Raw genomic sequence first — 26,046 nt, 5'->3', positions numbered from 1 at the left:
CTTTTTTCTTTGTTTAGAGAATATTTACTACATAAGATATTCAGGAGGGATGAGAATGGAAGAAAAAGAACAGTTGTCTAGAATAATTGATTTAGCTAGTGAGTTAAGGAAAGTATTAGTGCAAGAATCTTTTTTTAATCATCATCCTGAATTGAGAGGAGTCATTGAAAATTTAGCAAGTTCTGTTGAAAATTTGGCGGAATTACAAAAAAGTAAAGATGAAAATGCTGAAGATCGATTACGTTACGTACTTGCTAAAATGAAAATTGCTCATAATGCAATTTTACAAGAGAAAAAAGCATTTCCTTCTCATTAATATACGTTTTAATTTTGAACCTGGCGGATAACGTCAGGTTTTTTATTTCTAGTTTTTCGTTTCTTTCATACACTAAGAATAGTATGAAAAAAGAAGGTGACTAAGGTGAGATTACATAAAGCTCTTCAGCCAAGTTTTATAAAACGAATGTACTATATGAGATTTTTAGGGAAATTTACAAAAGCTGAGAAAGAGAAGAGTGGAGAGAATTTCTTTGTACAATGCTTATCGCCAATACCATTCACTTTACAGGAACAATTTGCAAATGAACCATATGTATTTGAAGGGGTATGTAGTAATAAAAAGAATGAAAAAATCTTTTCGGAATTAAAGAAGAGGAAATTAGAAAAGCAATTAGTGATGTTTCGTCTTTATTATGAAAGAGGAAATGTATACGTGGAGTTAATATGTACAGAAGAACCGAAAGAAATAGCAAGCAGCTATAAAATGATTCCGGCACCTAAAGTTACAAATAATAAAAAAAGAGAGTCTTTAGAACGAAAACTTAGCAACGGTTATTTATCATTTCTTATGCCAAAATTTCCGAAAGACTTTGAGCCTCCCGAATTATTGTGGCATGATGGAAGACTGTACGGAAACATATCCTTAAAGTCATCAATTAGCTCAATCGCATATTTTGAACAGAAACGGGAATGTAAATATATAAACTGCAGTGACTGGACGAAGTATGTAGAAATAGCGGTAGAAGATCAATTATATTTTGTAAGTGATCATGTGTATGAGCAATTAAAAAAACGAATGCATGAAGAAGGTAAGATAGTTGAAGTAGAGGATATAAAAGTGCAAAAAGAGGAATGGGAATGGGATGAGCGTGAATCGTCCTTTTTACAGTATGTACAAAGTATGGTGCATAATAAAGGGCTATATTTGGATGAAACGGATATTTATAATTTCCATATAAGTGTAAAAACAAATATATTAACGATTCTTGGTGGTATACCGGGCGTTGGGAAATCACGTTTTGTGCAAACTTATGCAGAAGCATTAGGGTTACGGTATGGGGAGGAATTGGTTTGGATTCCAATTTCGCCATCGTATCAAGAACCACATGATTTACTTGGTTACCTTCATCCGAATGGTACTTTTATTGAAAGTGAAACGAAGTTAGTTAGGACGTTAATGAAGGCGAAAGAAAATCAAAATCAACTGTATATAATCGTTTTTGATGAAATGAACATGTCTCATATTGAGCATTGGTTTACTCCATTTCTCTCTGTTCTTCAACTTGAAACAAAAAATCGTATTTTAAACTTGTATGAGGGTGTTCAGGACATTGAGAATTCAATTCCATCAACAATTGAAATTGGAGAAAATATTATATTTGTAGGTACTGTGAATTTTGATGAAACAACGAAAGAGCTCTCCGATCGATTATTAGACCGAACGAACCTAATAACGTTACAGAAAATTCCGTTTTGTGAGATGGGCATGGAACAGGGGAAAGTCGTATTACACCCACCTTTGAAAGTAACAGCGGGAGAATTTCGGATAAATTGGATGAGAAATAAAGCGATGATTGAAGTGTTTTCTGAAGAAGAATTAGAGCTATTAGATAAGTTGCATGTCGTATTGTCATCACATGATGCGTCTAAGGGAATTTCTTTCCGATGTGCAAATGCAATTGCGACTTATTTGCAAAACATACCGTTCCAAAATAACCATACCTATATGATCAGTAGAGAAGAGGGGTTTGATTTACAAATAAAGCAGCGTGTATTAACGAAAATCAGAGGGACCGAAATGATGGTTGGGTCTTTACTTTCTGAAGAAGCCAAAAGGGGAGCGACCTTAGTACCTCTTTTGCAATCTGCACTTGCAAACAGAGTATCTACATTTGAACATTCTTTAGCATATATACGAGAAAAACGTAGGGAACTGGAGCTGTATGGATATGCAAAATGAAGGGCGTTACGAAACAAAAATCGTTGATACGAATGAAACGCTCCCTTTTGTATTAAAGTTAATCATTGGAAATGAGGGGAAAGGAGATTATATTTTATTAAATCGTCTTTGTACATCTACTACAGCATTGGTTCAATGTATTTATAAAGTACAAGAATTAAAACCAATTAGATTGCAGTATAATTATGAAATCCCAATGAATATTACTTTTATATGGAATAAAGTATATGAGGGACAGAAAAATATAAAAGAGGCTCAATATGAAATAAATGAAAAAAAACAAAGAGTATTAATATATGAACATGGGAAAACAGAATTCTTTTATCCATGGCGCTGCGGTTTATACCATTTTGAAGTGCGCATAGAAGATACAACGTATTATGGCGCTTTTCAAATCGTACCGAAAAACTTTTTTGATGATCAATTTGAAATGATTCAAGACTATGTGAAGTCAATTTTAAATGAGTTGATTTTGGATAGAGGTTATTATAAAAAGACTTTCTCTGCACTTAGCGATATTGAGGATTCTTCTTATTTAGTGTTGCTTAGAAAGTTACCCCAAAAAATGAAAATGATAAAGCAAATCTTTAAGAAAATAGAATCAAGTTCAAAATTTATAAATGCATATAAATGGGAAGGAAAAGAGCGAAAGCCAACAAGAAGAGGAACTATAGTGGCAGAAAGAAAACCTTATGCCAAACATTATAATCGTAAGTTTATGGAACAAAAAAATAGTAAGGAAAATGCATTTCTTAAATATAAAGCGATGCAATTTTATCATTATTTAATTGAAGCTAAAAGTTTTTTACGTCAAACAATTGAAATCTTAGAAAGAGAAAAAAAGAAAAAATCAGAAGAGTTTCAAGCCGTAAAAACGATTATACAAACAATTGAGCGAAATGGATCGGTAACCGATAGAGAGAAGCAAAAATATAAAAATATACATTTACTAAAAGAAGCCGATTTACGAAAGAGCTCAATGAAAATACAAGAATATAAAATATTGGCGCATATCGTGCATGAAAATGTACAATACTTTCAAATGTTAATGCACTCTTCGTTTTGGAGGGAAGTTACTGAAACAAGTAACATGAACTTACATGATTTACCGATACCACATCAACAATTACTACATCATTTAGAAGTACTCCCGCAATATACGGATCAATCTCCATCGTTATTATTTGTTTATAAGCCAACGTTTTTAGTGTATGAATATTACGCTTTTTTTATCGTTATTTCAATTTTAGAGCAAATTGGTTTTGAGGCTAGAAACTCAATTCGTGAACAAATACAAGAACATTTTTATGTAGATGGATTACAAGATGGAACGACAGTAGTTTTAGAACGAGATGATATAAAGGTGCATGTCGCATTTAATGATTTAATTGAAACACATCCTCTTATTGCATTAAGTAAAGGTAGTAATTTTTACAATGGTGAGGATACGAAGAAGCCAGATATTCGCTTAGACTGTTATGTAAAAGAAGATGGGAACTACGTATATAAATCTTCTATTATTATTGAAGTGAAATACAGTCCAATGTACAATATTTTTCAGCATGTCGGAAATACAAAAGCAACTGAGCAAATGTATAAGTACTGGTCTATAAAGTATGTAGAAGAACAGGATGGAAAGCGAGTCTATTATCGAAGGTCAATTTATGAAGTCATTTGTGTATATCCAGGAAGCCATATGCATAGTAAAAAAATTGAGTCTGGATGCGGTGTTTTCTTGCAGTTATATCCATATAAGACGAAACAAGGGGAAGAGAAATTAGCTGGAAAACATGGGATGGTACAAATTTTTGAAAAATGGTTAAAAAGCATTCAGAAGTAAAAGAAATCCTTTTTCATAAAGGATTTTTTTAGATTAAGAAGAATTATATGCTGTATGGAAAGAAACATAATGTAATTTAGGTTTGAAAAGTGATACGAATGTGTTATTAAAAGGAATGTGAGCGCGGGATAAAAGTCGATTAAATTGGAATCTAATTCACTTTGCAGAATATAATAAGTCATAAATATTTTTAGTTGCATACGAAGATTTGTTCTTATATGATAGATAGTGAAAGCGTTATCAAAAACAGAGCGGCGATGGGAAAGGCGGTTAAATATGTTCCAGCGTGTTCAAACAAAGGAAGAACATTTTGGGTTCGAGCAACTATGGGGAGATTTTTGTGAAGAAAGAAACTTAATGTTTGTAGAACGTAATTTAAATCCATCACGATTTTTATTAATAGAAGATGAACATCCTATTGGTACAGTAGAATGTATTAAGTATACGGTACCTGAACAATCAAATTCTGAGTTTTTCTATCCGTTTTCTAAAAATGATTTAGTAAAAGATTTGAAGAATGTGTATGAAATAGGCAAGTTAAGTATTTCGAAAACATCTCGTGGGAGAGGACATTTCAAAAGGTTAACAGCTATTTTATTTATACATGCGTTAGAAACAAAAGCTGAATGGTACATTGCAGCAGTGACAAAAAGAATGTATATGTATTTACTTACACTCGGTTTTCCAATTGAACCGATAGATAATCCATTTCAGTTTCATGATACTTTACAAGGTGTACCAGTAAGAATTCATGCTCGAAAAGGGGTTACGCATTTGTATTCTTTAAAAGAATTTCGTGATGTGATTCAAGGGAATGCTCATGCACAGGCATTAATTGCAGAATACAGTAAAAATATTATGTTAACGAAATAAAACGAAGTGAATATGTATAATAAAGAGAATAATATTTTTATAAGATATAACTCTTCATTAAAAAAGACCCTTATTATTTTAATAAGGGTCTAAAAATTATAATCCAAATATACTAAAAATCATTTTGCGGCGCTTCGGTTTCTTTTCTCGTTCGTATGTTGGTTTTGAATCAGGAGTAATATAAATGGGTTCTTCTTTCGTTAGCGCAGCTTCTAACTTTTGAATTCGCTCTAACATTTCCTCCATTTCACGACGGTGTTGTAAAAGTTGGTACGTGACGACATCATTTGCCTTATCTTGCATTTGTTCTTCCATTCGATCGAGCCTTCTTGTAATAGTGTTTAATTGATTAGCTAATTGCTCAAAATCATTCGATGATATGTTTTGAACAATTGTATTGACTTGAGTTTTTAATTCTTCAACCTCATTTGAGGAAGCCTTTTGAGTAGGTTGAGGATTTTGAGACTGCTCTATTTGAAATAGATGGTGTTCTAACATTTGATCGACATCATCTTGTGTGAAAATAAAGTGGCCATATTTGTTTTTTTCTATCGTAAGATTTAATTGTTGCGCGATCCGGACAACAGCCTTTGGGCTAACACCTAATTTTTTTGCGATAAATGGTGTTTTATATTCCAAAATAATCCCTCCTATATATATCCTGTTGAATGATTTCGAGCTATGAAGTAAGTTCCCTTCTAGTGCGACAAAAGAAGTGTGGAATCGGCAAAGAAAGTGTTTTTTCACGAAATTGAGTTGAGAAGAATAGTTCGTTTAAATAAAAATGTTTTATCGTAACATTTAGAATAATTTGACTAGTGTAAATGAATTAGATTATCATAATGATAAATATCTTTTTTATGTATGCATATAATATATAAAAAGGTGGTTGCTAATGTAGAATTTTGTTAGAGTATTAGAATGCTTACTTCACTTGAATATAATTAAGTAGGAGGTGGCTTCCTTGCTTACAATGTAAGTAAGGAAAAGTATTTGGACATATATAGTATAAGTATAGTGATTGTTTTAATTGCCTTAACGGCATTTTTCGTTGCAGCAGAATTTGCAATTGTTAAAGTGAGAAGTTCACGAATTGACTATTTAATTGCAGAAGGAAATAATCGTGCAACATCGGTCAAAACAGTCATTACAAACTTAGACGAATATTTATCTGCTTGTCAGCTAGGAATTACTGTTACAGCTTTAGGAATTGGGTGGTTTGGTAAACCTGCGTTAAAGCAAATGTTTGATACGCTTTTTGCAAATTGGAATATCTCTACTCAACTAGCAGACATTTTTGCTGTAATTTTAGTATTTTTTTTAATTACTTTTTTACATGTTGTAATAGGGGAATTGGCCCCAAAAACATTTGCAATTCAAAAATCTGAACAAGTAAGTTTGCTTGTTTCTAAGCCGTTAATTTTCTTTTATCGTATTGCATTCCCATTTATTTGGATATTAAATGGTTCAGCTCGAATCATTACGAAGCTGCTAGGGTTGAAACCGCCGAAGGGGCATGATGAGGTTCATTCAGAAGAAGAATTACGGTTGTTAGTTTCAGAGAGTTATAAAAATGGTGAAATTAATCAATCTGAATATAAATATGTAAATAAAATTTTTGAATTTGATGATCGGATTGCAAAAGAAATAATGGTACCTCGAACCGAAATGAATATTATAAGTAAAGAAATGCCTGCTGAAGAAGCTTTGCAAAAAATGTCTCGTGAAAAATATACAAGGTATCCAGTTGTTGATGGCGATAAAGACCACGTAATAGGTTTTGTGAATTTTAAAGATATTTTTACTGAGTTTGTACAACATAAAGTTGTTAATAAAAAGACAGTAGAGCAATATATGAGACCAATTATTTTAGTTATCGATTCTATCCCAATTCATGATTTGTTTTTAAAAATGCAAAAAGAAAGAACACATATTGCTATATTGATAGATGAATATGGTGGGACATCTGGACTTGTTACTGTTGAAGATATTCTGGAAGAAATTGTTGGAGATATTCAGGATGAGTTTGATACGGATGAGCAGCCAGAAATTCAACAAGTTAGTGAAACGAAGACGATACTAGAGGGAAAAGTACTTGTTAGTGAAGTGAATACGTTATTTGGTTTAGGGATTGATGATGATGGTGTTGATACAATTGGTGGTTGGATTTTAACGAAGAATATAGAGATTGCTGAAGAGGATTCCATTGAAATTGAAAATTATAAGTTTTGTGTGAAAGAATTAGATGGACACTATATAAAAAGATTGGAAGTTACAAAGATAGTAGAATCGATTGTTATTTTAGAAGATGAAAAACAAATTTCATTACAAGAGCAAATTAGCTCGTAAACTCTGCTAAATAGCAGAGTTTTTTTGAGCATAATGTTTTTTGAGGGATAGGGGCTATGATACAATGACATAAGCCAGACCTTTCACTAGGTGAATTATTGTTGTATACATATATTTGGAAGGAGAAGAAGTATGAAAAAGCATTTATATATAAATGGAGATTGGAAATCTGTAAACACGTATAAACCATTATACGCACCATATTCTGAAGAAATATTAGCAGAAATTGCACAAGGAACGGAAGAAGATGTAAAAGAGGCTGTTATTGCTGCAAAAAATGCAATGACAAAAATGAATAAATTATCCGCATATGATCGTGCGATTATTTTAGAGAAGGTTGCACAAAAAATGGATGAAAGAAGAGAAGAATTTGCAGAGATTATTGCAAAAGAAGCTGCAAAACCAATACGTGCTGCTAGGGGAGAAGTGGATCGTACTGTTCAAACATACAAATTTGCAGCTGAAGAAGCGAAGCGTATATATGGTGAGACATTGCCATTAGACGCCGCACCTGGTGCGGATGGGCGTATTGCATATACAATCCGAAAGCCGATTGGTGTAATAGGGGCTATTACACCATTTAATTTCCCATTAAATTTAGTTGCGCATAAAGTTGGACCTGCAATTGCTGCCGGAAATACAGTTGTGTTAAAGCCAGCTGATCAAACGCCATTATCATCTTATGCATTAGTTGAGTTATTTGAAGAGGCAGGATTGCCAAATGGAGCTTTAAATATCATTTCTGGTCCTGGCTCCACGGTGGGTGAGGCAATCGTTAAAAATGATTATGTTGCTTCTATTACTTTTACCGGAAGTCCAAAAGTTGGAATCGGAATAAAACAAAAGGCTGGGTTAAAACGAGTTACGTTAGAACTAGGATCAAATGCTGCTGTTATAATTGATGAAGATGTAGAGTTAACAGATGAAATCATTGAACGTGTAAAATGGGGAGCATTTGTTAATAATGGGCAAGTTTGTATTTCCATACAACGTGTTTTTGTACATGAAACGAAAATGCATGAATTTCTTTCGAAGCTAAAGAAAGCGATGGAATCAGTAGTTGTTGGTGATCCACTGCTTGAAGAAACGGATGTATCAGCTTTAATTTCAAAAAAAGATGTAGAGCGAATTGATATGTGGGTTCAAGAAGCAATCAAGGAAGGAGCAACTATTTTATACGGTGGTAAGAAGCGGGATGCAAGAATTTTTGAACCGACTGTATTAACAAATGTTCCAAATCATGTATCTGTGCAGTGCCAAGAAGTATTCGGTCCACTCATGACAGTAAATACATTTAAAGAATTTGATGAAGCGATTGAGCAAGTAAATAATTCGCGTTACGGCTTACAGGCAGGAGTATTTACAAATAATTTATTTAAAGCAATGCGTGCAATCGATGAGTTAGAGGTTGGTGGTGTCATGATTAATGATATTCCAACGTTCAGAGTAGATCATATGCCTTATGGTGGTGTGAAAGAAAGTGGCACGGGGCGCGAAGGAATTAAATATGCAATAGAAGAAATGACAGAAATGAAATTAGTATGTATTAAAAAATAAATTAGAAAAACTTAAACTTTGCGCTAAAAAACGAGTAGGAAATGTTTACGATTCCATACTCGTTTTTTACGCTTCTAGTAACTATTTAATTAAGTGTAACTTTTACTTCATTTCTTGTTTGAAAATAGTATCTTCTACATAAATTTGTTCTTTATCTACAGCAGTAGCATGAGTTAATACTAAACCGATTGGTGTTTTTGTATCTTTATTTTGAACAATTGTAAAAGGAACATTTTTTTCGTTTGCTAATTTAATGTATTTTGATAAATGTGGGTAAGCAATGCCACCATTTAGGAGGAGTTGTAATGATTGAGAAGAGCGCATGCTACCCGCCACTTCAGAGTATACATTACTTTGCATTACTTGACCGATCGTTAAAGCGATTTCTACACGCTCACGTAATGTAGTTAAATACATATTACGTTCTTCTGGTTTGTTTTGCTTTTGGCCGTAAATGCCTTCTTGGAGATAATCTTCCACATTTTTATTTACCATATTTTTCACACCTTTCATTTTCTATTGTACGCAAGAATTAAAAATGATGCAAAAAAAAGTCGTGTTGACTACGGAAATAATGAAAATGTGTGAAGGAAAAAGGGTATTTGCATACAATTAGTTAAATAAGAAAGAAAAAAATAATTTTATCAACAGAAATTAACAAAATGTGACAAAAATCTATTAACGAATCATCTTTTTTGTGTTAATATTCAAAATATAAAGGGTATTCGTCGTATGGAAATGGAGGGAATGGAGGTTTTTCCAATCGATAAGGATATTAAAGAAATATTTTGTTCACACTTGAAAAACAATAGGCACCAATTCGTAGAGAACTGGAAAAACAAAATGATAATTTCCGAAAAAGATCCATTTAAACTAGAAGTAGTTCAAAATGGAGAGGATTTACTAGAGTTGATTATCGAACTTACTATGGAAGATAAAGATATAAATTATCTTCAACCGTTATGCGAGAAAATTGCTATTGAACGTGCTGGAGCAGATGCGAATATTGGAGATTTTGTTTATAACGCAAACGTGGGAAGAAATGAACTTTTCGAAGCGATGTGTGAATTAGATGTTAGCGCTCGTGAATTGAAACCAATTATGGCAAAAATACATACTTGTTTTGACAAATTAATTTATTATACCGTTTTAAAATACTCGGAAATTATATCGAAGAATTTAGAGGAAAAACAGCAATATATTAATGAAACACATAAAGAAAGGCTGACGATTTTAGGGCAAATGTCAGCTAGTTTTGTACATGAATTTCGTAATCCGCTTACTTCCATTATGGGATTTGTCAAACTATTAAAGGCAGATCATCCGAGTTTATCGTATTTAGATATTATTTCGCATGAATTAGATCAATTAAATTTTCGTATTTCGCAATTTTTACTCGTATCGAAAAAAGAAATGTGGAATGAATCGGAACGGTTTTGGCTTAATGACTTGTTTCAAGACATTATACAATTCTTATATCCGAGTTTGGTCAATGCGAATGTTTCAATTGAAAAGAATTTACCGTATCCAATTCCGCTTGTTGGTTATCGAAGTGAAGTGAGACAAGTATTTTTAAACATATTAATGAATTCAATTGATGCTCTTGAATCAATGAAAGAAGAACGAAAAATTATCATTGATGTATTTGAAGAAGATCAAGCTATTCGAATTGTGATAAAAAATAATGGACCAATGATTCCAGCTGAAAATGTAGAAACGATTTTTGAACCGTTTGTAACTACTAAAAAGTTAGGAACTGGTATTGGCTTATTTGTATGTAAACAAATTGTGGAAAAACATAATGGGTCCATTATGTGTCGATCAGATAACGATTGGACAGAATTTCAAATTGCATTTCAAAAATAAACAGTCTGCACCAAATGAATGGTGTAGACTGTTTTAATTTGTGAGTATAACGGCTTCTAATTTAGGATCTTTAGTTGAATAACCTACTATTGAAATTGTATAAATAACATTTGGTTCAACATTGAATTTCGGTATAGTCAATAAAACGTTTTTATTATTTGCGAGTGAAATTTCAATATCCGCTGTACCGGGGCTAACTTGCAAAAAATCTGTTATCTGTTTAAAGAGTACATTTTCAAATAAATGATCTCCATCTTTTAAATCGACATTTACAACAGGGGTATCTGGAGAGAAATGTGCAAAGCGTATTTTGGCTTGACCAGCTGGTAAATGTGTATTATCAAGTATAGGTTGTAATTGTAGGTGATTATCACTATTTATTGCAGCAAGAGTATAAGTATGATTTCCCATTATTGGTACCAATGCTGAAAAGATTGGAGTTTCATTTCCGACAGGGACAATATCTATACGGTATTTACCTTGTACTAATGATAAATAAGGGCTGAATTGCTTAAATGAAATATTTTTAATAACTTTTTGTCCGTTTACTAAAATGTCAACCGCCGGTATATTTGGATCGGCATGAAAAATTCTTATATGTGACGGTAAAGTAGCTTCTTGTGAATCCCTTGTTTCATGCGCCTGTACAAGTTTTGAAAGTGCATCGCAATATTTCATATATAATTCTATATATTTTTTAGGATTACGAAACTGATAGTAACGTGCGAGCTGTTCGTATTGCGTAACTTCTTGTCCATATTTTTCAATTTCAGATTGAGACATGAACATTCCTCCTTTGTCATCATTAAAATTATATGCGAAGCAAGAAAGCGGTTATGCGAAAAAATGATTTTATAAAGGGGAAAATTAAAAATTTACAACAAATATGTTGTCATAAAGAGGTGCTTGTGCTTACGAGTATTTTGCAGAGTAAAGCAGTACATATGATTGCACGAAAGTAAAATAAATGCCAAATTGAAAGTGCATTTCAATAACATATTGAATACATGTCCAGCAATCGCTAGAAAACTAGGGTTTTTTTTAATTATAGGCAAATACACATACAAAGTGATAATTGTCCTACATAAATTATAAAGGAAAGGTAGTTTGAATCTGAGGAAAGGGGTGCCACTTCGGGATAGGGATATCCTGATAGTAATTGTGAATGAAGTTATGAAAAGGTTTTGTGTTATAGGCTGTAGGATGAATTTGTAAACTTGATTTTTCTATTTATTTTAGCAATTGACAGTATTAACCCATAAGAGAGCGTCATGACGAACTGATTAATGTGGTTAATCGGTTCTTTTTTTATAGTTTAAAAATGAAAAATTTACATATTAAATATGAATCTGAACTGATTAGAAAGGTGTAGCGTTGTCGAAATTTGTTTTAAAATATGCAATTTAAAGTAGGATAATAGGAAGGAGTTTAACGGGAGTTCCGTCGAAGTGTACAGAATGTCGGCATTTGAGGGCAGCTGGCATTATGCTATAAAAACATTTGGTGATGTAGTCATTTCATATAAAAGGGAGGGTTACTTGGGCGTATAGAAAAGGGTTGGTCTTCATTTTTAAGTTCTGAATTTTCTGTTTTATAGGTATTTTTAAGCACTCATTTGTATATTTTATAATAGTTTTTTGATAAATTCACTGCTTTTGCAGAGGATTCTTTTTTATGAAAGAAACGTCAATTTTCTTCATATATATATACAAATTGGAGAAATGGGGGAGCGCTATGCGCGATTACTTAATTAAACCACTTGTTGGTCAGCCGTATCCAATGATTTCACATGGAAAAGGTGTTTATTTGTATGATCAAAATGGTAATAAATATTTTGATGGTTCGTCAGGAGCAATTACGGCAGGTATTGGGCATGGCGTAAAGGAGATTGCAGACGTTATTAAAAAGCAAGCTGAGGAGATTGCTTTTGTTTATAGATCACAGTTTACGAGTGAACCAGCTGAAAAATTAGCGAAGAAGTTAAGTGATTTAAGTGTAGGAGATTTGAACTGGAGTTTCTTTGTAAATAGTGGTACGGAAGCAAATGAAACAGCTATGAAAATTGCAATTCAGCATTTTCAAGAGCGAGGTATTCAAGGTAAGCATAAAATTTTATCGAGATGGATGAGTTATCACGGTATTACGATGGGTGCGTTATCGATGTCTGGTCACCCACTACGTAGACAACGTTTCGTATCTATTTTGGAAGATTATCCGACTATACCAGCTCCATATTGTTTCAGGTGTCCTGTTCAAAAGGTATATCCAACTTGTCAGCTGGCATGTGCGACTGAATTAGAAAGATCAATTGAAAGAATTGGTGCAGAGCATATTGCTGCTTTTATTGCTGAGCCGATTATCGGAGCAGCTGGAGGCGCGGTTGTTCCGCCAAAAGACTATTATAAAGTCATTAAAGATATTTGCAACCATTACGATATTTTATTTATTGCGGATGAAGTAATGACTGGGCTTGGTCGTACGGGAGCATGGTTTGCGATGGAGCATTGGGGTGTAGAACCTGATATTATGACACTTGGTAAAGGGCTAGGAGCGGGATATACACCGATGGCAGCGACAGTTGTAAGTGATCGTGTTATGGAACCAATATTACGTGGATCACGTTCAGTAATGAGCGGTCATACGTTAAGTGCAAATCCATTGTCTGCAGCAACGGCTTTAGCTGTTATTGAATATATGGAGAAACATAATCTCCCTGAAAAAACAGCAGAAAAGGGAGAATATTTAATAAAAGGCTTACAGAAAGTTCAACAACAATCGACAATCATTGCTGATGTGCGCGGAAAAGGGTTGCTAATTGGAGTAGAATTGCAACCGTTTACAAAAGCGTCGGAGCTTATTTCGGTTGCAGCTAAAAATGGCCTGCTTTTATACCAAGCAGTTTCAGGGCAAGCAGGAAAAGAAGATAGTGCACTGCTAGTAGCACCGCCAATGACAACTACATATTCCGAGTTAGATGAATTACTTTCAATTTTCTCTAAAAGTGTGGAAGAGATGATGCAAAAAGGAGGGCATAGTATCGCATGACAACTATTACAAATACATTCGGTAAATTAAAAGAAATTGAGGAAGTAATTTCTTTGTTCCATGATGATATGACATTAATGTTTGGGGGATTTGGAGGGATTGGATCCCCTCCATCTTTAATACAGGCAATTTTAGAAAAAGGCGTTACAAATTTAAATTTGGTTGGAAATGACACTGGATTTCCTGATGTAGGTATCGGTCGTCTTGTTACAAATGAAAGAGTTAAATCACTAATTACTTCTCACATTGGCTCCAACCCAAATGCAGGAAGGCAACTAAACGAGGGAAGATTACAAATTGAGTTTTCTCCGCAGGGAACATTAGCAGAGCGCATTCGTGCTGGTGGTGTTGGTCTTGGTGGTATTTTAGTTGATGTAGGTGTTGATACGATTGTGGAAGAGGGAAAACGAACGGTTGAAATGAATGGTAAGACATATTTAGTTGAAACAGCATTAACTGCTGAAGTTTCAATTGTATATGCGAAAAAGTCAGATCCGTTTGGTAACCTTGTTTTTGACAAAAGTGCACGAAATATGAATCCTCACGTAGCAATGGCTGGGGATATAACAATTGTAGAAGCAGAAGAAATAGTCCCGCTAGGAAGTTTAGATCCAGAGGAAATCGTCGTTCCAGGTGTTTTCGTAAATTATATTGTACCGTCGGAAGGAGTGAACTGGAAATGGGTATGGGCGTAGAAGTGAGAGATAAGATTGCTAGGCGAGCGGCGAAAGAAATACAAAATGGCATGATTGTAAATTTAGGTATTGGCATACCATCGCTTGTACCAAATCATTTGCCTGACGATATAAATGTTATGTTTCATGCGGAAAATGGAATCGTCGGAATGGGACCAACACCAAGTAAAGGGAATGAAGATGAAAATTTGTGTAACGCAGCAGGTTTACCAACTTCTCTTATAACAGGAGCGAGTTATTTCGATAGCTGTACAGCGTTTGGTATGATTCGAAAAGGTTTGCTAGATATAACGATTCTTGGTTCATTACAGGTAAGTGAAAATGGTGATTTAGCAAACTGGATTGTACCTGGAAAACGTGTTCCAGGCATTGGTGGAGCAATGGATTTAGCACAAAAAGCGAAGCGGGTCGTTGTTGTGATGAATCATGTTGATAAGTATGGAAATGCAAAAATTGTTTCAGAGTGTACATTGCCATTAACTTCAAAGAAATGTGTAGATTTAATTATTACTGATATGGCGGTCATGGAGGTAACTCCGAGTGGACTTATATTACAAGAATTAATGAGTCCATACACAGTAGAAGATGTAAAACGACATACAGAAGCTGATTTTCAAATTAGTTCTAACTTACTAGTAATTGAATGAAGGGAGATGTAATATGTGGAGCAATTAAAAAAGCAAGTTTGTGATTATATTGAGAGTCATGAAGAAGAAAGTGTAAAATTTTTAAAGCGATTAATTCAAGAAAAGAGCGTATCTGGTGATGAAAGCGGTGCGCAGGCGATTGTGATTGAAAAATTACGTGAATTAGGTTTAGACCTCGATATTTGGGAGCCTTCTTTTTCTAAAATGAAAGGTCATCCTTATTTTGTATCACCCCGTACAAGTTTTTCAGATAGCCCAAATATTGTAGCAACTTTAAAAGGAAGTGGCGACGGGAAATCTATGATATTAAATGGGCATATTGATGTAGTTCCGGAAGGGGATGTGAATCAGTGGGAACATCATCCTTATAGTGGTGAGAAAATAGGAAATCGTATATATGGCCGTGGAACGACGGATATGAAAGGCGGAAATGTCGCACTCATGCTTGCGATGGAAGCGATTATTGAATCTAGCATTGAATTAAAAGGAGACATCTATTTTCAAAGTGTAATAGAAGAGGAAAGTGGCGGAGCAGGGACATTAGCAACTATATTACGAGGATATAAGGCAGATGGTGTCATTATTCCAGAACCTACTAATATGAAGTTTTTCCCGAAACAACAAGGTTCCATGTGGTTTCGTCTACGTGTAAAAGGGAAAGCAGCACACGGTGGAACGCGTTATGAAGGGGTTAGTGCAATTGAAAAAAGTATGTTTGTTATAGAACATGTAAGAAAGCTAGAGGAGAAAAGAAATAGTCGAATCACAGATCCGTTATTTAAAGGAATTCCGATTCCAATTCCAATTAACATTGGGAAAATTGAAGGAGGGAGTTGGCCAAGTTCTGTTCCCGATGAATTAATTTTAGAAGGAAGATGCGGTGTTGCGCCGAATGAGACTATAGAGGCGGCAAAAGAAGAATTTGAGAATTGGATTGCTGAATTAAATGATGTGGACAATTGGTTTGTTGAAAATCCAGTAGAAGTAGAATGGTTTGGAGCGAGATGGGTTCCTGGTGAATTAGAAGAAAATCATGAACTTATTACCGCACTTCATCATAACTTTGTTGAAATCGAAGGGAACGAACCAATTATTGAAGCATCTCCTTGGGGGACTGATGGAGGTTTATTTACACAAATCTCAGGTGTACCAACTATAGTATTTGGTCCAGGAGAGACAAAAGTAGCACACTATCCAAACGAGTATATAGAAGTTGATAAAATGATAGCTGCCGCAAAAATTATTGCATGTACATTACTAGATTGGTGTGAGGTGAAAAAATGAAATACTATGAATCTTTTAGAGAACAGACGAATTGTTATACAGTAGAAGGCGTTTTAGATTATTTTAATAAACGTATCCGAGTAGACCACTATACAGGAAATGTTGAAAGTATTATACAGACAATTGACGAACTAGCAGAGAAACATTCTTTCACTAAATGTATTATTAAAGGAAAGGGAGAGCATGTTTCAACATGGCTCTCTTTCGGTTTTTTGTTGGAAGCAACGATACCTCATTATTTTCAAGGACACGATGCATACTTTTTTGTGAAATATAATAATGATGAAAGACGAAATAGTATGCATTGGACTGAGGAAGATACTATATTAAGCGGTGTAAAAGGAAAAGAAATAAAAGAAAAAGTAGTTCCAGAGAAATTTTTGCTGAGAAAAGCGACTGAAGAAGATGCAGAAGAATTAGCAACTGTATTCGGAAAAGTATTTGAAGTGTATCCGACACCTTTAAATGAAGCGAGTTATGTATTACAGACGATGAAAGAAGACGATACAATTTACTACGTGTATGAATTTGAGGGGGAAATTATTAGTACAGCATCTGCAGAAATGAATATAAAAGAAGGGAATGCAGAATTAACAAATTGTGCTACTTTACCTGAATATCGTAAACATGGATTTATGAAAAGTTTACTAATTAAATTAGAGGAAGAGCTCCGAGAAAAATCTATTTTCTGTTCCTATACAATTGCTCGATCGCTTTCTTTCGGAATGAATGCTGCATTTCATCAATTAGGCTATACGTATACAGGAAGACTGGCGAATAATTGCTACATTTTCGATAAGTTGGAAGATATGAATATATGGGTGAAAGATTTATCTAGCTATTCGAAAGCAGTAAAACTTCCGCCTCAAAATTCGGCTGTAAAGCAAAATAGTTAGGTGGAGCTGGGTGTTCGAAAAAGCCGTACTAATTAAAATATAAAATTGATCAAAATTATAGAACGGAATCGTCATGCTTACAATCGCACATAGGTATGCCGAAAATTCGGCATGTAATTGCTGGATTTTCGGCAAAAGGGGGGATGACATTGCTAGCAGTTTCGACACAAGAAGTCATTGAAGCGATTTTGGGCAGCATTGATGAGGCTATACACGCTGTAGATGAAAATGGAATTACAATATTTTATAACTCTGTAGCTGCAAAACACGATGGATCCAAGATTGAAAAAGTGTTAGGGAAGCATTTGTTAGAAGTGTTCCCGTCTTTATCAAGGGAAACGAGTACATTGATGAAAGTATTAGATACAAAAAAACCTATCGTACATCAAGTACAGCATTATCAAAATTTAAATGGTGAAGATGTTTGTACAGTAAATACGACGTTACCTATTTTTATAGATGGAAATATTGCCGGGGCTGTTGAAATTGCAAAGGATTACTCTACAATTCAAAAACTTACTGACACAATTGTTGATTTACAGTCGAAAATAAAACGGTCATCTAGAAAAAAATTGATTAAAAAGCATGCTGCATTTGAGACGATAGTGACAAATGATACGCGGTTTAAACAGACGAAAGAGCTAGCACAAAAAGTAGCACCAACAGACGCAAATGTTTTAATATATGGTGAAACAGGAACAGGAAAAGAACTGTTCGTACAAGCAATTCATGAAGCTTCTAAAAGAAAAAACAAGCCATTTATTGCACAAAACTGTGCAGCTTTACCAGAGTCGTTATTAGAAAGTTTATTGTTTGGAACGACAAAAGGAAGCTATACAGGAGCGATTGAAAGAGCTGGGCTATTTGAACTTGTTGATGGTGGTACATTATTTTTAGATGAACTGAATTCAATGCCTCTTGATTTGCAGGCAAAAATGTTACGAGTGTTAGAAGATGGAGTCATTAGAAGAATTGGTGATAATAAGACGAGAAAAGTAGATGTTCGCGTTATTACCGCAATGAACCAGCCTCCAGAAATATGTTTACGAGAGAATAAAATTCGCACTGATTTATATTATCGCTTAAACGTATTTTCATTATATATCCCACCGCTTCGTGAAAGAACTGAGGATGTACTATTATTAGCATCTTATTTTTTGAAAGAATATAATAAAAGTTATAAAAAAGGTGTACTTCAAATTGATGAGGAAGCGAAAGATAGACTGCAAGCTTATCAGTGGCCTGGAAATGTCCGGGAGTTAAAACATACGATTGAACATGCTGTCATAATTGCAGAAGGTAATACATTAACAGCTAATTGTTTACCGCGTACATTTCGGAAAGAGAATCTTCCGAAGAAGAAGAGCATATTGCCACTTAGAGAAGCACTTCATCAAACAGAAAAAGAATTAATAGATCAAGCGTTGATTGAAACGGAAGGGAATATATTACAAGCCGCAAAAATGTTAGGTATCCCTCGTCAAACGCTTCAATATAAACTGAGCAAGTACGACAAAACCGCCGAATAATCGGCGGTTTTTGTGTGTTTGCACGAATAAAAGAGCGTTTACATATATAAAAAGTAATGAATATAATGTTAAGTATTGATTTCATACAACGCTTAAAAATATTTTTTCGCTTATGTAATAGGGTTCTCCGCACATTTACTTATCAACAATGTAAAGTTGGCATAACTATTGCTTATATAAAGGATGAGCGTATAAAAAGACCTGCGGTAGTATGTCAACTGAAAAATAATATATTTTGAAGTTATCAAAGGACAAATTGCTTAAAAAAGACATCACGAAACTAGACCAGCACCGCATGTAAAATACTGGAATTGATTGAAAGGTAGCGATGACAAGTTTTATGTCACACTTTCACACACCTTTCAGGCGTAAAGAGTTGGTGATTACGTAGTAGCGCATCCACCAATCGCACAAATTTTCTTGCGGTTAGAACGAGTGCACGTTTGTGTTGATGTTTTGGTACTTCATTATACTTTTTTGCGTAATATTCTTGGTATTCCAATACATGCTTTCTTACAGAGTTGGCGGCTTCAACTAAGTAATACCGCAAGTAATGATTCCCATTACGAGATAATGAAGTATTTTCAGCGGTGAACCGGCCAGACTGGTATGTACGCCAATATAACCCGGCATATTTTGCGATTTTGGTTTCATCGTCAAATCTTTCGATTTGGCCAATTTCAGCGATAATACCAGCGGCATATATAGGCCCGATTCCAGGAATGGATTCTAATGTTTGCGTTAATCCAGCCATGATCCGCTTAATAGATTTTTCTAGTTCTTTAATTTGTCTTTGATAGGTACGAATGATTTCGATTGATGTTCCTAAAAGAATATCGATTGAGTCTTCTACCACCTTATCTAAACGGTACGACGTGCGAACAGCCTTTTGAATGGTTGATGCGACACATTTCGGGTCACCAAATCGATTTTTACTCTTTTCCTGTAGGAACTCAGCGAGTTCCTCTAAAGGCATGTCAGCTAGCTCTTCTAGACTGAATTTTTCAAGGAACAATTCCATCATGGCGTTACCAAATATAGAAGAATCGACTTCTTGTGAGAACGTATTACATTTATAACTTAGGTGTTGTAGAAAATGTTGTTTCTCCTTTGTCAACATTCTAACGAGTTGATAACGAGCTCTTGTTAATTGCTGTAATGCCACGTATTGACTTTCTTTCACGATGGACATTTGATTTCGCCCAAATCGTAAATAATCAGCGATGACAAAGGCATCAATTTCGTCAGTCTTATTCATGTCTGAATAACTTTTCTTGAAGTTTGCGACTTGTTTTGGATTTAGAAGAAATACCTTTGTGCCAAATCTTTTTAAGTCTTCGTCATGATGGAGAAACATGGATGGGTGAAAACTGTAAACAGATGTAGATTCTAAGCCGATTTTTAAAGTTTCAACCTCTTGATTGGTTGTGCACTGTAATAATCGTTCTTTAAGTACCTGTGCACCTGGTAAGTCATTACTGACTGAAAAAGAATCTAGCTTTTCTCCTTCACCATTTAAAAAGCAAACTTTCATATCAAACGAACTTACATCTAGACCAACAAATAATCTCACGTAAGAGACCTCCTTTCGATTTAGAATCATTGCTTGGACGTCTCGAGATATCTCTAGTGTGTACGCCGACCAACAACCTCGTGTATAAGAGCTAGTCCTGAATCGAAAGCCGCCCTAGAGCTACTAACATCTAGGTTCGAGGATCAGGCTGCTCAGCCTGCGAGTAGGGAGCCCCGCGCGTTCACTGAGAAACACTCTTTTCGTGTGGTAAATCCACAGGGGAATACAGAATTGTCCCAAATGATCCTAAGACCATTATCTAGAAATATCTTGAGACGTCCAAGTATTTTCTTTATTACTGGACTCTTATTAGAGAGAAAAACTAAGCCTGAGATAGGGCTTAAATATTAATATACGAGGGGGAATAGCAATGTTACATGATGTATACAAACCAAATCGTCACTGGAAGGATATCGAATTATGGAAAGATGTTACTGAAGAGCAATGGAATGATTGGGTTTGGCAATTAACGAATACGATCAAAACGTTAGATGACTTAAGAAAAGTAATTAACTTAACACCTGAAGAAGAAGAGGGCGTTAAAATTTCAACGAAAACGATCCCGTTAAACATTACACCGTACTATGCTTGGCTAATGAATCCTGATGATCCACGCTGTCCGATTCGGATGCAATCAGTACCGATTTCGGAAGAGTTATATAAAACAAAATATGATTTAGAAGATCCGCTTCACGAAGATGAAGATTCACCAGTTCCAGGGCTAACACATCGTTATCCGGACCGTGTACTATTCTTAGTAACAAATCAATGTTCTATGTATTGTCGTTACTGTACACGCCGTCGTTTTAGTGGACAAATTGGAATGGGTGTACCGAAGAAACAATTAGATGATGCGATTGCTTATATTAGTGAAACACCACAAGTACGAGATGTATTAATCTCCGGTGGTGATGGACTTCTAATTAACGATAAAATTTTAGAATATGTATTAAAAAATTTACGAGAGATTCCGCATGTTGAGATTATTCGTATCGGAACGAGAGCACCAGTAGTATTCCCACAACGTATTACAGAAAATTTATGTAACATTATTAAAAAATACCATCCAGTATGGTTAAATACACATTTCAATACATCTATTGAAATTACTGAAGAATCGAAAAAGGCATGTGAAATGTTAGCGAATGCTGGTGTTCCAGTCGGAAACCAAGCAGTAATTTTAGCTGGTATTAACGACAGCGTTCCAATTATGAAAAAACTTATGCATGACTTAGTAAAAATCCGTGTACGTCCATATTACATTTATCAATGTGATTTATCTGAAGGTATCGGTCACTTCCGTGCACCAGTATCTAAAGGTCTTGAAATTATTGAAGGTTTACGTGGACACACATCTGGTTATGCTGTTCCGACATTCGTTGTTGATGCGCCAGGTGGAGGCGGTAAAATTGCACTTCAACCAAACTATTTAATCTCACAAAGTGCAGATAAAGTTGTACTTCGTAACTTTGAAGGTGTTATTACGACGTATCCAGAGCCAGAGAGCTATATTCCAGGAAGAGCGGAAGGATACTTTAAAGAGATTTATCCGAACTACGAAGAAAAACGTTCAGATGTTGGTATCGCAGGTCTTATGAGCGATAAGAAATTTAACCTCGTTCCAGACGACTTACAGCGTATGAACCGTCGTAAAGACTACGAAGATAATGATACTCATGCATCTTTAAAAGATAAACGTGATAAGCGTGATCAATTAAAAGATAAAAAATATCAAGCACAAATGGCTAAATTAGAAGAAAACGACAAAAAAACTGAGGGTGATGCAGTATGAATTGTATGTGGTGTGACAGTACAGAAGCGAAAGAAAGCTTGAATACTGTATATTGGGAATTACCAGATGGTACGAAAGCCATTGAAATCCAAAAGACACCATGTATTTCTTGTTCCTCGTGCGGGATGGACTATCAATCAGACCATACAGTAAAAGAAATTGAAGATCAGTTATTTTTAATTTATACGAAAGATTTACCAAAACAACTAACATATGAAGAATTAATGGGAAGACCACGTCTATTAAAAAGAAATTACTTCGACTTTTAACCAGCTTTTATGCTGGTTTTTTTCTTTTTTGCCTTGTATAATGTACCCAAGTTAGAAAGGTAGGGAATATTTTTGAAAAAGACATTTTACCATTATATGATGAAGCATCGTGCAGCTTTATTTAGAAATGAAATTTCAGATTTAGCAGAGGCGATGTATGATGATTTAAGTTTTCCGAAGCAATCTGAAGACTATGATGAAATTAGTTCATACTTAGAGTTGAGCGGAATGCTAGAAAGTATGTCTATATTTGATGAAGCCTGGGATTTATACATACAAGATAGATAAAAACTATTTGAAAACATACAGAATACATTACTTTATTTAAAGTGAAGTATTCTGTATGTTTTTTTATTGATTTGAAGCTAGTCTAGTTACTAGCTTTTCTTTTGAGTGTAACGTAAATTTTATAAGATTATAATTTTTATTGAAAAAATTTATGAATATAAGCTTCTGTGATAAGCGTTTTTATGTAGGTTGCATATACTGTTATCAAAATCACGACGTCAAAAAAAGGAGAGATAGAGATGGCAAGAAAAAAACAACCTAAATATAACGTAGGGGACATAGTCGTGATTACGCTATATGGAACCGTTGGGAAAATCACAAATATGAAGGTTTTAGATGGAGTTTATGTATACGAAGTCAATAATCACGATGGATTTTACGTAGAGCAAACGCTGCAGCACGTTACAGAGCAAGATATGAAGAAGGGCGATACGGAGTGGATTGAATTAAATTATAATTTCACGTTTGGTGATCTTGTGCAAGTAACTGGATATGATAAAGATGTTTTCCGTATTGTTGGTTTTCGTACAGAAGTATGGAGATATAAGAATGACGCATGGGAAGATACAATTTATGAATTGTCACGGATTACGGATGGTGAATGGTTAGAAGCGGATGAGTCAGATTTAACGTTACTTGCCAATGCTCAAACGGCAAATGCAATTTTGAAGAAACTGAAACAAGATAAAGCAGGTATGAATAAATTAGATTTAGGTAAGTTAAAGTCAATTAACAACTCGAAAAAAGTGAGTGTTAAGACGAATCGTCAAGAAATCATTGATGGATTACTTGATATTTATAACGATTATCAATTATTGTTCGATACATTTAAAGATGAAGAATATAAAATTGTAATGGATGTTGTTCATAATTATTTAGTTAAATTGACAGAGAAAAAATAGTTAACTAGAAAGAGAGAATAAATTGAACAACAACATATGCAGTATAAGGTATGCCTACAATTATTAAAAAAATAAAAAGCCACTTTATAAGAGAGTCTGCCCATTGATCTTCATGCATGAACTCTTCTTTTGTTTGTCCTACTTCATATTGATTTTCCATTATTATTTCCCCCTTTGAATAGCTTGTACTACAATCGTATGCATCTCGTCCAAAGCTTATGACCTATAAAAAAATAAAATCTATTTTTCTAATCTCATATACATAATTTTGAGATTTTTTCATAAAACAGAAATAAAGGAGTGATGCTCATGAAGGAAATTGAAGTCGTGATTGATACGGAAGAGATTGCGGAGTTTTTTTATGAGCAACTAATTGAAAGAGGGTACGTCCCGAAACGAGAAGAAATTGAAGATCTCGCAGATATTACATTTGAGTATTTATTAGAGAAATGCATGATTGATGAAGTTTTTGATGAAGAGGATGAATGAAAGTAACGACGGGCATAACTCGTCGTTTTTTTACTCTTTACAAACCTGTCACAAATATAGTCAATAATTATTGGTATAATTAAAATGAAATTTTACTCAAGAGGTGAAGGGATGTTCAAAAAAATTATTGATTCTTTATTAGGAAAGAAAAAATATCGTTCGTATTCAAGTAGTGATTACCGTCGTAGAGGGCGCTCGTATTCAAGTAGCGATTATAAACGACGTTCATCTGGTTATGGACATCAACATTATAAAAGAAAACGTAAAAGCCGTAGCTTCTTTTCAAGTAGCTGATGAAATGGCGTCGTGTACTAGCATTATTTGATAGACCACTGCGGAAAAATACAATTGTTGCAGAACGTTATAAAATTGAATCAGTAATTGGAATGGGCAGTTATGGGGTCACATATGTCGTTAATGATTTACAAGTAAATAGATATAAAGTCTTAAAACAATTAAGACAAAGTAAACAAAGATATGAGTCTGGTAGAAAATCATTTGAACAAGAGAAAATGATTTTACAAACATTAAATCATCATGCAATTCCTAGTCTGTATGATCATTTCATATGGGAGAAAAAGAGCTTCTTTGTGATGGAGTACATGCCTGGTAAAAATTTTGAAGATTATATTTTCATAGATGGGTATGTATATACAGAACGTGAAGTTTTTGAGATTTTATATGAAATATTAGAAATTGTATCGGTGTTTCATAGTGAAGGCATTATTCACCGAGATTTACGCATTCCAAACATATTAATGAAAGAAAATCAAATTAGTATTATTGATTTTGGATTGGCTAAATGGAAAGGTGAGGGTGATGAGAGAGCTACAACTTACGAAGGTGAACAAGCTTTGATGCGAGAAGTCCACTTTCGTAGCGACTTTTATGCACTCGGTCATTTCTCGTTATTTTTATTATATGCAGGATATGAATCTAATGAAAAACAGGAAAAACCATGGTACGAAGAATTAACTTTGGAAAATTATAATCGCGAAATGCTTATGCGAATGTTACAAATAAAAACGCCGTACTATGAGAATGTACAAGATTTAAAACAAGATGTAGCTTCTGCTTTAGAAAGGATGGAGACTCCATGTTTCAAAAGTTTTTAGCAAGCGTTGGTATTGGGAGTGCAAAGGTAGATACTGTTCTTGAAAAAGATGAGTATATTGTTGGGGAAGAAATAGTTGGAAATGTTCATATAACTGGAGGTTCAGTTAGCCAGCAAATTGAAAGCATTTACTTAACATTATCGACGTCGTATGTACGAGAAGTGGATGATAAAAAAGTAACAGCAACGTATGATTTAGAGCGAGTACGCTTAACAGAACCATTTTCTATAGAACCGAATGAAAAAGTTGAAATTCCATTTTCTTTTCCAATGCCAATTGAAGCACCACTTACACTTGATATGAAAACGGTTTGGATTCATACAGGTCTTGATATTAAACATAGTATAGACCCAAGTGACCGCGACTACGTTCAAGTGTTACCCAATGCATTATTAAGTAGTGTTTTAGATAGTGTAAATGAATTAGGGTTTAAAGCACGTCATATAGAATGTGAAGAATTACCGCATCGATTACGTAAGCAAGTTCCATTCGCACAAGAATTTGAGTTTATTCCAGTTTCTGGAGAGTATTATGGGAAATTAGATGAATTAGAATTATTAATCTTGCCACGTGCATACGATCGACTAGAAATTATTATGGAAGTAGATAGAAAATCTCGTGGTTTAGCTGGATTATTCGCTGAGGCGCTTGATCTTGATGAGAAGGTGATTCGTTTTACCGTAACAAGAGAAGATATCCCTGAGATGAAGCAAAAAATTAATAATTATATTTTTTAATAAACTATGCATAAAAAAGGAATGGAGAGGAAAACTAAAACAACCGCTCCATTTTTTTGCA

Annotated in this window: 26 protein-coding genes; 21 read left to right on the top strand and 5 right to left on the bottom strand. The window is 34.3% G+C overall.

Features of this window, described 5'->3' with window-relative positions:
* Positions 1 to 55 precede the first annotated feature (55 nt).
* From MHI28_RS05540 to MHI28_RS05525, 4 genes are all read left to right on the top strand, one after another.
* Positions 56 to 316 carry a hypothetical protein gene (locus tag MHI28_RS05540; protein ID WP_000391447.1) on the top strand — a complete coding sequence of 87 codons (261 nt, stop codon included), beginning with the start codon at positions 56 to 58 and terminating at the stop codon, positions 314 to 316.
* A gap of 105 nt (positions 317 to 421) precedes the next feature.
* The gene (locus MHI28_RS05535; protein WP_001236573.1) at positions 422 to 2,239 is read left to right on the top strand and encodes an AAA family ATPase; all 1,818 of its coding nucleotides are present in this window, start codon (positions 422 to 424) and stop codon (positions 2,237 to 2,239) included.
* Positions 2,229 to 4,079, top strand: a complete 1,851-nt coding sequence (locus tag MHI28_RS05530; RefSeq protein ID WP_002162815.1) for a hypothetical protein — start codon at positions 2,229 to 2,231, stop codon at positions 4,077 to 4,079. Before MHI28_RS05535 ends, MHI28_RS05530 begins: the two co-directional genes overlap by 11 nt.
* A gap of 276 nt (positions 4,080 to 4,355) precedes the next feature.
* Positions 4,356 to 4,952 carry a hypothetical protein gene (locus MHI28_RS05525; RefSeq protein ID WP_000487795.1) on the top strand — a complete coding sequence of 199 codons (597 nt, stop codon included), beginning with the start codon at positions 4,356 to 4,358 and terminating at the stop codon, positions 4,950 to 4,952.
* Positions 4,953 to 5,048: 96 nt separating this feature from the next.
* Here MHI28_RS05525 and racA read toward each other — a convergent pair whose 3' ends face one another.
* Complete coding sequence (gene racA, locus MHI28_RS05520; protein ID WP_000456012.1) at positions 5,049 to 5,591, bottom strand: chromosome-anchoring protein RacA; 543 nt, start codon at positions 5,589 to 5,591, stop codon at positions 5,049 to 5,051.
* A 354-nt stretch (positions 5,592 to 5,945) separates the two neighbouring features.
* On the opposite strand from racA, the gene MHI28_RS05515 reads away from it, so the two are divergent.
* On the top strand, positions 5,946 to 7,301 hold the full coding sequence (locus MHI28_RS05515; protein WP_000356246.1) for a hemolysin family protein: 1,356 nt from the start codon (positions 5,946 to 5,948) through the stop codon (positions 7,299 to 7,301).
* 132 nt (positions 7,302 to 7,433) lie between these two features.
* On the top strand, positions 7,434 to 8,858 hold the full coding sequence (locus MHI28_RS05510; protein WP_000716435.1) for an aldehyde dehydrogenase family protein: 1,425 nt from the start codon (positions 7,434 to 7,436) through the stop codon (positions 8,856 to 8,858).
* Positions 8,859 to 8,960: 102 nt separating this feature from the next.
* Here MHI28_RS05510 and MHI28_RS05505 read toward each other — a convergent pair whose 3' ends face one another.
* Positions 8,961 to 9,353 (bottom strand): YueI family protein, encoded by a 393-nt coding sequence (locus tag MHI28_RS05505; RefSeq protein WP_000247560.1) that lies wholly within the window; start codon positions 9,351 to 9,353, stop codon positions 8,961 to 8,963.
* A gap of 237 nt (positions 9,354 to 9,590) precedes the next feature.
* Here MHI28_RS05505 and MHI28_RS05500 point away from each other — a divergent pair, with 237 nt between their 5' ends.
* Complete coding sequence (locus MHI28_RS05500; RefSeq protein ID WP_000425087.1) at positions 9,591 to 10,724, top strand: BA2291 family sporulation histidine kinase; 1,134 nt, start codon at positions 9,591 to 9,593, stop codon at positions 10,722 to 10,724.
* Positions 10,725 to 10,757: 33 nt separating this feature from the next.
* On the opposite strand, the gene MHI28_RS05495 is transcribed toward MHI28_RS05500, so the two are convergent.
* Entirely contained in the window at positions 10,758 to 11,507 is a 750-nt protein-coding gene (locus tag MHI28_RS05495) for a DUF4397 domain-containing protein (protein ID WP_000083279.1), read from the bottom strand.
* 951 nt (positions 11,508 to 12,458) lie between these two features.
* Here MHI28_RS05495 and MHI28_RS05490 point away from each other — a divergent pair.
* The 6 genes from MHI28_RS05490 (at position 12,459) to rocR (ending at position 18,820) form a co-directional block, all read left to right on the top strand.
* Entirely contained in the window at positions 12,459 to 13,769 is a 1,311-nt protein-coding gene (locus MHI28_RS05490; RefSeq protein ID WP_001205879.1) for an aspartate aminotransferase family protein, read from the top strand.
* Positions 13,766 to 14,464, top strand: a complete 699-nt coding sequence (gene atoD, locus MHI28_RS05485) for an acetate CoA-transferase subunit alpha (RefSeq protein WP_000208109.1) — start codon at positions 13,766 to 13,768, stop codon at positions 14,462 to 14,464. The genes MHI28_RS05490 and atoD overlap by 4 nt, the downstream gene beginning before the upstream one ends.
* The gene (locus MHI28_RS05480) at positions 14,449 to 15,111 is read left to right on the top strand and encodes a CoA transferase subunit B (protein WP_000525278.1); all 663 of its coding nucleotides are present in this window, start codon (positions 14,449 to 14,451) and stop codon (positions 15,109 to 15,111) included. Before atoD ends, MHI28_RS05480 begins: the two co-directional genes overlap by 16 nt.
* 15 nt (positions 15,112 to 15,126) lie before the next feature.
* On the top strand, positions 15,127 to 16,395 hold the full coding sequence (locus MHI28_RS05475; protein WP_000436695.1) for a peptidase: 1,269 nt from the start codon (positions 15,127 to 15,129) through the stop codon (positions 16,393 to 16,395).
* The gene (gene ablB, locus MHI28_RS05470) at positions 16,392 to 17,291 is read left to right on the top strand and encodes a putative beta-lysine N-acetyltransferase (protein WP_017763117.1); all 900 of its coding nucleotides are present in this window, start codon (positions 16,392 to 16,394) and stop codon (positions 17,289 to 17,291) included. The genes MHI28_RS05475 and ablB overlap by 4 nt, the downstream gene beginning before the upstream one ends.
* A gap of 143 nt (positions 17,292 to 17,434) precedes the next feature.
* Positions 17,435 to 18,820 carry an arginine utilization transcriptional regulator RocR gene (rocR, locus tag MHI28_RS05465; RefSeq protein ID WP_014895234.1) on the top strand — a complete coding sequence of 462 codons (1,386 nt, stop codon included), beginning with the start codon at positions 17,435 to 17,437 and terminating at the stop codon, positions 18,818 to 18,820.
* A 343-nt stretch (positions 18,821 to 19,163) separates the two neighbouring features.
* On the opposite strand, the gene MHI28_RS05460 is transcribed toward rocR, so the two are convergent.
* The gene (locus MHI28_RS05460; protein WP_100909797.1) at positions 19,164 to 20,393 is read right to left on the bottom strand and encodes an IS110 family transposase; all 1,230 of its coding nucleotides are present in this window, start codon (positions 20,391 to 20,393) and stop codon (positions 19,164 to 19,166) included.
* Between the two features lie 370 nt (positions 20,394 to 20,763).
* Here MHI28_RS05460 and ablA point away from each other — a divergent pair, with 370 nt between their 5' ends.
* The 4 genes from ablA to MHI28_RS05440 all read left to right on the top strand — a co-directional run bounded on the left by ablA (position 20,764) and on the right by MHI28_RS05440 (position 23,644).
* Entirely contained in the window at positions 20,764 to 22,185 is a 1,422-nt protein-coding gene (gene ablA, locus MHI28_RS05455) for a lysine 2,3-aminomutase (protein WP_000902145.1), read from the top strand.
* Positions 22,182 to 22,454, top strand: a complete 273-nt coding sequence (locus tag MHI28_RS05450; RefSeq protein WP_000995766.1) for a YokU family protein — start codon at positions 22,182 to 22,184, stop codon at positions 22,452 to 22,454. Before ablA ends, MHI28_RS05450 begins: the two co-directional genes overlap by 4 nt.
* A 72-nt stretch (positions 22,455 to 22,526) precedes the next feature.
* Positions 22,527 to 22,742 (top strand): YozE family protein, encoded by a 216-nt coding sequence (locus MHI28_RS05445; protein WP_000750717.1) that lies wholly within the window; start codon positions 22,527 to 22,529, stop codon positions 22,740 to 22,742.
* 239 nt (positions 22,743 to 22,981) lie between these two features.
* Entirely contained in the window at positions 22,982 to 23,644 is a 663-nt protein-coding gene (locus tag MHI28_RS05440) for a hypothetical protein (RefSeq protein ID WP_000101498.1), read from the top strand.
* A 4-nt stretch (positions 23,645 to 23,648) separates the two neighbouring features.
* Here MHI28_RS05440 and MHI28_RS05435 read toward each other — a convergent pair whose 3' ends face one another.
* Positions 23,649 to 23,804, bottom strand: a complete 156-nt coding sequence (locus MHI28_RS05435; RefSeq protein WP_000431485.1) for a DUF3930 family protein — start codon at positions 23,802 to 23,804, stop codon at positions 23,649 to 23,651.
* 149 nt (positions 23,805 to 23,953) lie between these two features.
* On the opposite strand from MHI28_RS05435, the gene MHI28_RS05430 reads away from it, so the two are divergent.
* The 4 genes from MHI28_RS05430 to MHI28_RS05415 all read left to right on the top strand — a co-directional run bounded on the left by MHI28_RS05430 (position 23,954) and on the right by MHI28_RS05415 (position 25,985).
* A complete protein-coding gene (locus MHI28_RS05430; RefSeq protein WP_000658451.1) occupies positions 23,954 to 24,133 on the top strand; it encodes a YozD family protein in 180 nt (59 codons plus the stop codon).
* Between the two features lie 111 nt (positions 24,134 to 24,244).
* Positions 24,245 to 24,427, top strand: a complete 183-nt coding sequence (locus MHI28_RS05425) for a hypothetical protein (protein ID WP_000473371.1) — start codon at positions 24,245 to 24,247, stop codon at positions 24,425 to 24,427.
* Complete coding sequence (locus MHI28_RS05420; RefSeq protein WP_000872072.1) at positions 24,427 to 25,248, top strand: serine/threonine protein kinase; 822 nt, start codon at positions 24,427 to 24,429, stop codon at positions 25,246 to 25,248. Before MHI28_RS05425 ends, MHI28_RS05420 begins: the two co-directional genes overlap by 1 nt.
* Positions 25,230 to 25,985, top strand: coding sequence for a sporulation protein (locus tag MHI28_RS05415; protein ID WP_000486635.1), 756 nt, complete (start codon positions 25,230 to 25,232; stop codon positions 25,983 to 25,985). The genes MHI28_RS05420 and MHI28_RS05415 overlap by 19 nt, the downstream gene beginning before the upstream one ends.
* Positions 25,986 to 26,046 lie beyond the last annotated feature (61 nt).

Origin of the sequence: Bacillus sp. FSL K6-0268 (genome assembly GCF_038005425.1) — a bacterium.
Classification (GTDB): domain Bacteria; phylum Bacillota; class Bacilli; order Bacillales; family Bacillaceae_G; genus Bacillus_A; species Bacillus_A thuringiensis_S.
This window is presented reverse-complemented; position numbering and strand designations above follow the sequence as displayed.

What these genes read in the sequence shown, in the direction of transcription:
- ablA (WP_000902145.1), top strand. Translation starts at nt 20,764, where the DNA reads ATGTTACATGATGTATACAAACCAAATCGTCACTGGAAGGATATCGAA.
- ablB (WP_017763117.1), top strand. Translation starts at nt 16,392, where the DNA reads ATGAAATACTATGAATCTTTTAGAGAACAGACGAATTGTTATACAGTA.
- MHI28_RS05450 (WP_000995766.1), top strand. Translation starts at nt 22,182, where the DNA reads ATGAATTGTATGTGGTGTGACAGTACAGAAGCGAAAGAAAGCTTGAAT.
- MHI28_RS05500 (WP_000425087.1), top strand. Translation starts at nt 9,591, where the DNA reads ATGGAAATGGAGGGAATGGAGGTTTTTCCAATCGATAAGGATATTAAA.
- MHI28_RS05540 (WP_000391447.1), top strand. Translation starts at nt 56, where the DNA reads ATGGAAGAAAAAGAACAGTTGTCTAGAATAATTGATTTAGCTAGTGAG.
- MHI28_RS05430 (WP_000658451.1), top strand. Translation starts at nt 23,954, where the DNA reads ATGAAGGAAATTGAAGTCGTGATTGATACGGAAGAGATTGCGGAGTTT.
- MHI28_RS05420 (WP_000872072.1), top strand. Translation starts at nt 24,427, where the DNA reads ATGAAATGGCGTCGTGTACTAGCATTATTTGATAGACCACTGCGGAAA.
- MHI28_RS05440 (WP_000101498.1), top strand. Translation starts at nt 22,982, where the DNA reads ATGGCAAGAAAAAAACAACCTAAATATAACGTAGGGGACATAGTCGTG.
- MHI28_RS05530 (WP_002162815.1), top strand. Translation starts at nt 2,229, where the DNA reads ATGCAAAATGAAGGGCGTTACGAAACAAAAATCGTTGATACGAATGAA.
- MHI28_RS05495 (WP_000083279.1), bottom strand. Translation starts at nt 11,507, where the DNA reads ATGTCTCAATCTGAAATTGAAAAATATGGACAAGAAGTTACGCAATAC.
- MHI28_RS05505 (WP_000247560.1), bottom strand. Translation starts at nt 9,353, where the DNA reads ATGGTAAATAAAAATGTGGAAGATTATCTCCAAGAAGGCATTTACGGC.
- rocR (WP_014895234.1), top strand. Translation starts at nt 17,435, where the DNA reads ATGACATTGCTAGCAGTTTCGACACAAGAAGTCATTGAAGCGATTTTG.
- MHI28_RS05415 (WP_000486635.1), top strand. Translation starts at nt 25,230, where the DNA reads ATGTTTCAAAAGTTTTTAGCAAGCGTTGGTATTGGGAGTGCAAAGGTA.
- MHI28_RS05525 (WP_000487795.1), top strand. Translation starts at nt 4,356, where the DNA reads ATGTTCCAGCGTGTTCAAACAAAGGAAGAACATTTTGGGTTCGAGCAA.
- MHI28_RS05425 (WP_000473371.1), top strand. Translation starts at nt 24,245, where the DNA reads ATGTTCAAAAAAATTATTGATTCTTTATTAGGAAAGAAAAAATATCGT.
- MHI28_RS05435 (WP_000431485.1), bottom strand. Translation starts at nt 23,804, where the DNA reads ATGGAAAATCAATATGAAGTAGGACAAACAAAAGAAGAGTTCATGCAT.
- MHI28_RS05480 (WP_000525278.1), top strand. Translation starts at nt 14,449, where the DNA reads ATGGGTATGGGCGTAGAAGTGAGAGATAAGATTGCTAGGCGAGCGGCG.
- MHI28_RS05490 (WP_001205879.1), top strand. Translation starts at nt 12,459, where the DNA reads ATGCGCGATTACTTAATTAAACCACTTGTTGGTCAGCCGTATCCAATG.
- MHI28_RS05510 (WP_000716435.1), top strand. Translation starts at nt 7,434, where the DNA reads ATGAAAAAGCATTTATATATAAATGGAGATTGGAAATCTGTAAACACG.
- atoD (WP_000208109.1), top strand. Translation starts at nt 13,766, where the DNA reads ATGACAACTATTACAAATACATTCGGTAAATTAAAAGAAATTGAGGAA.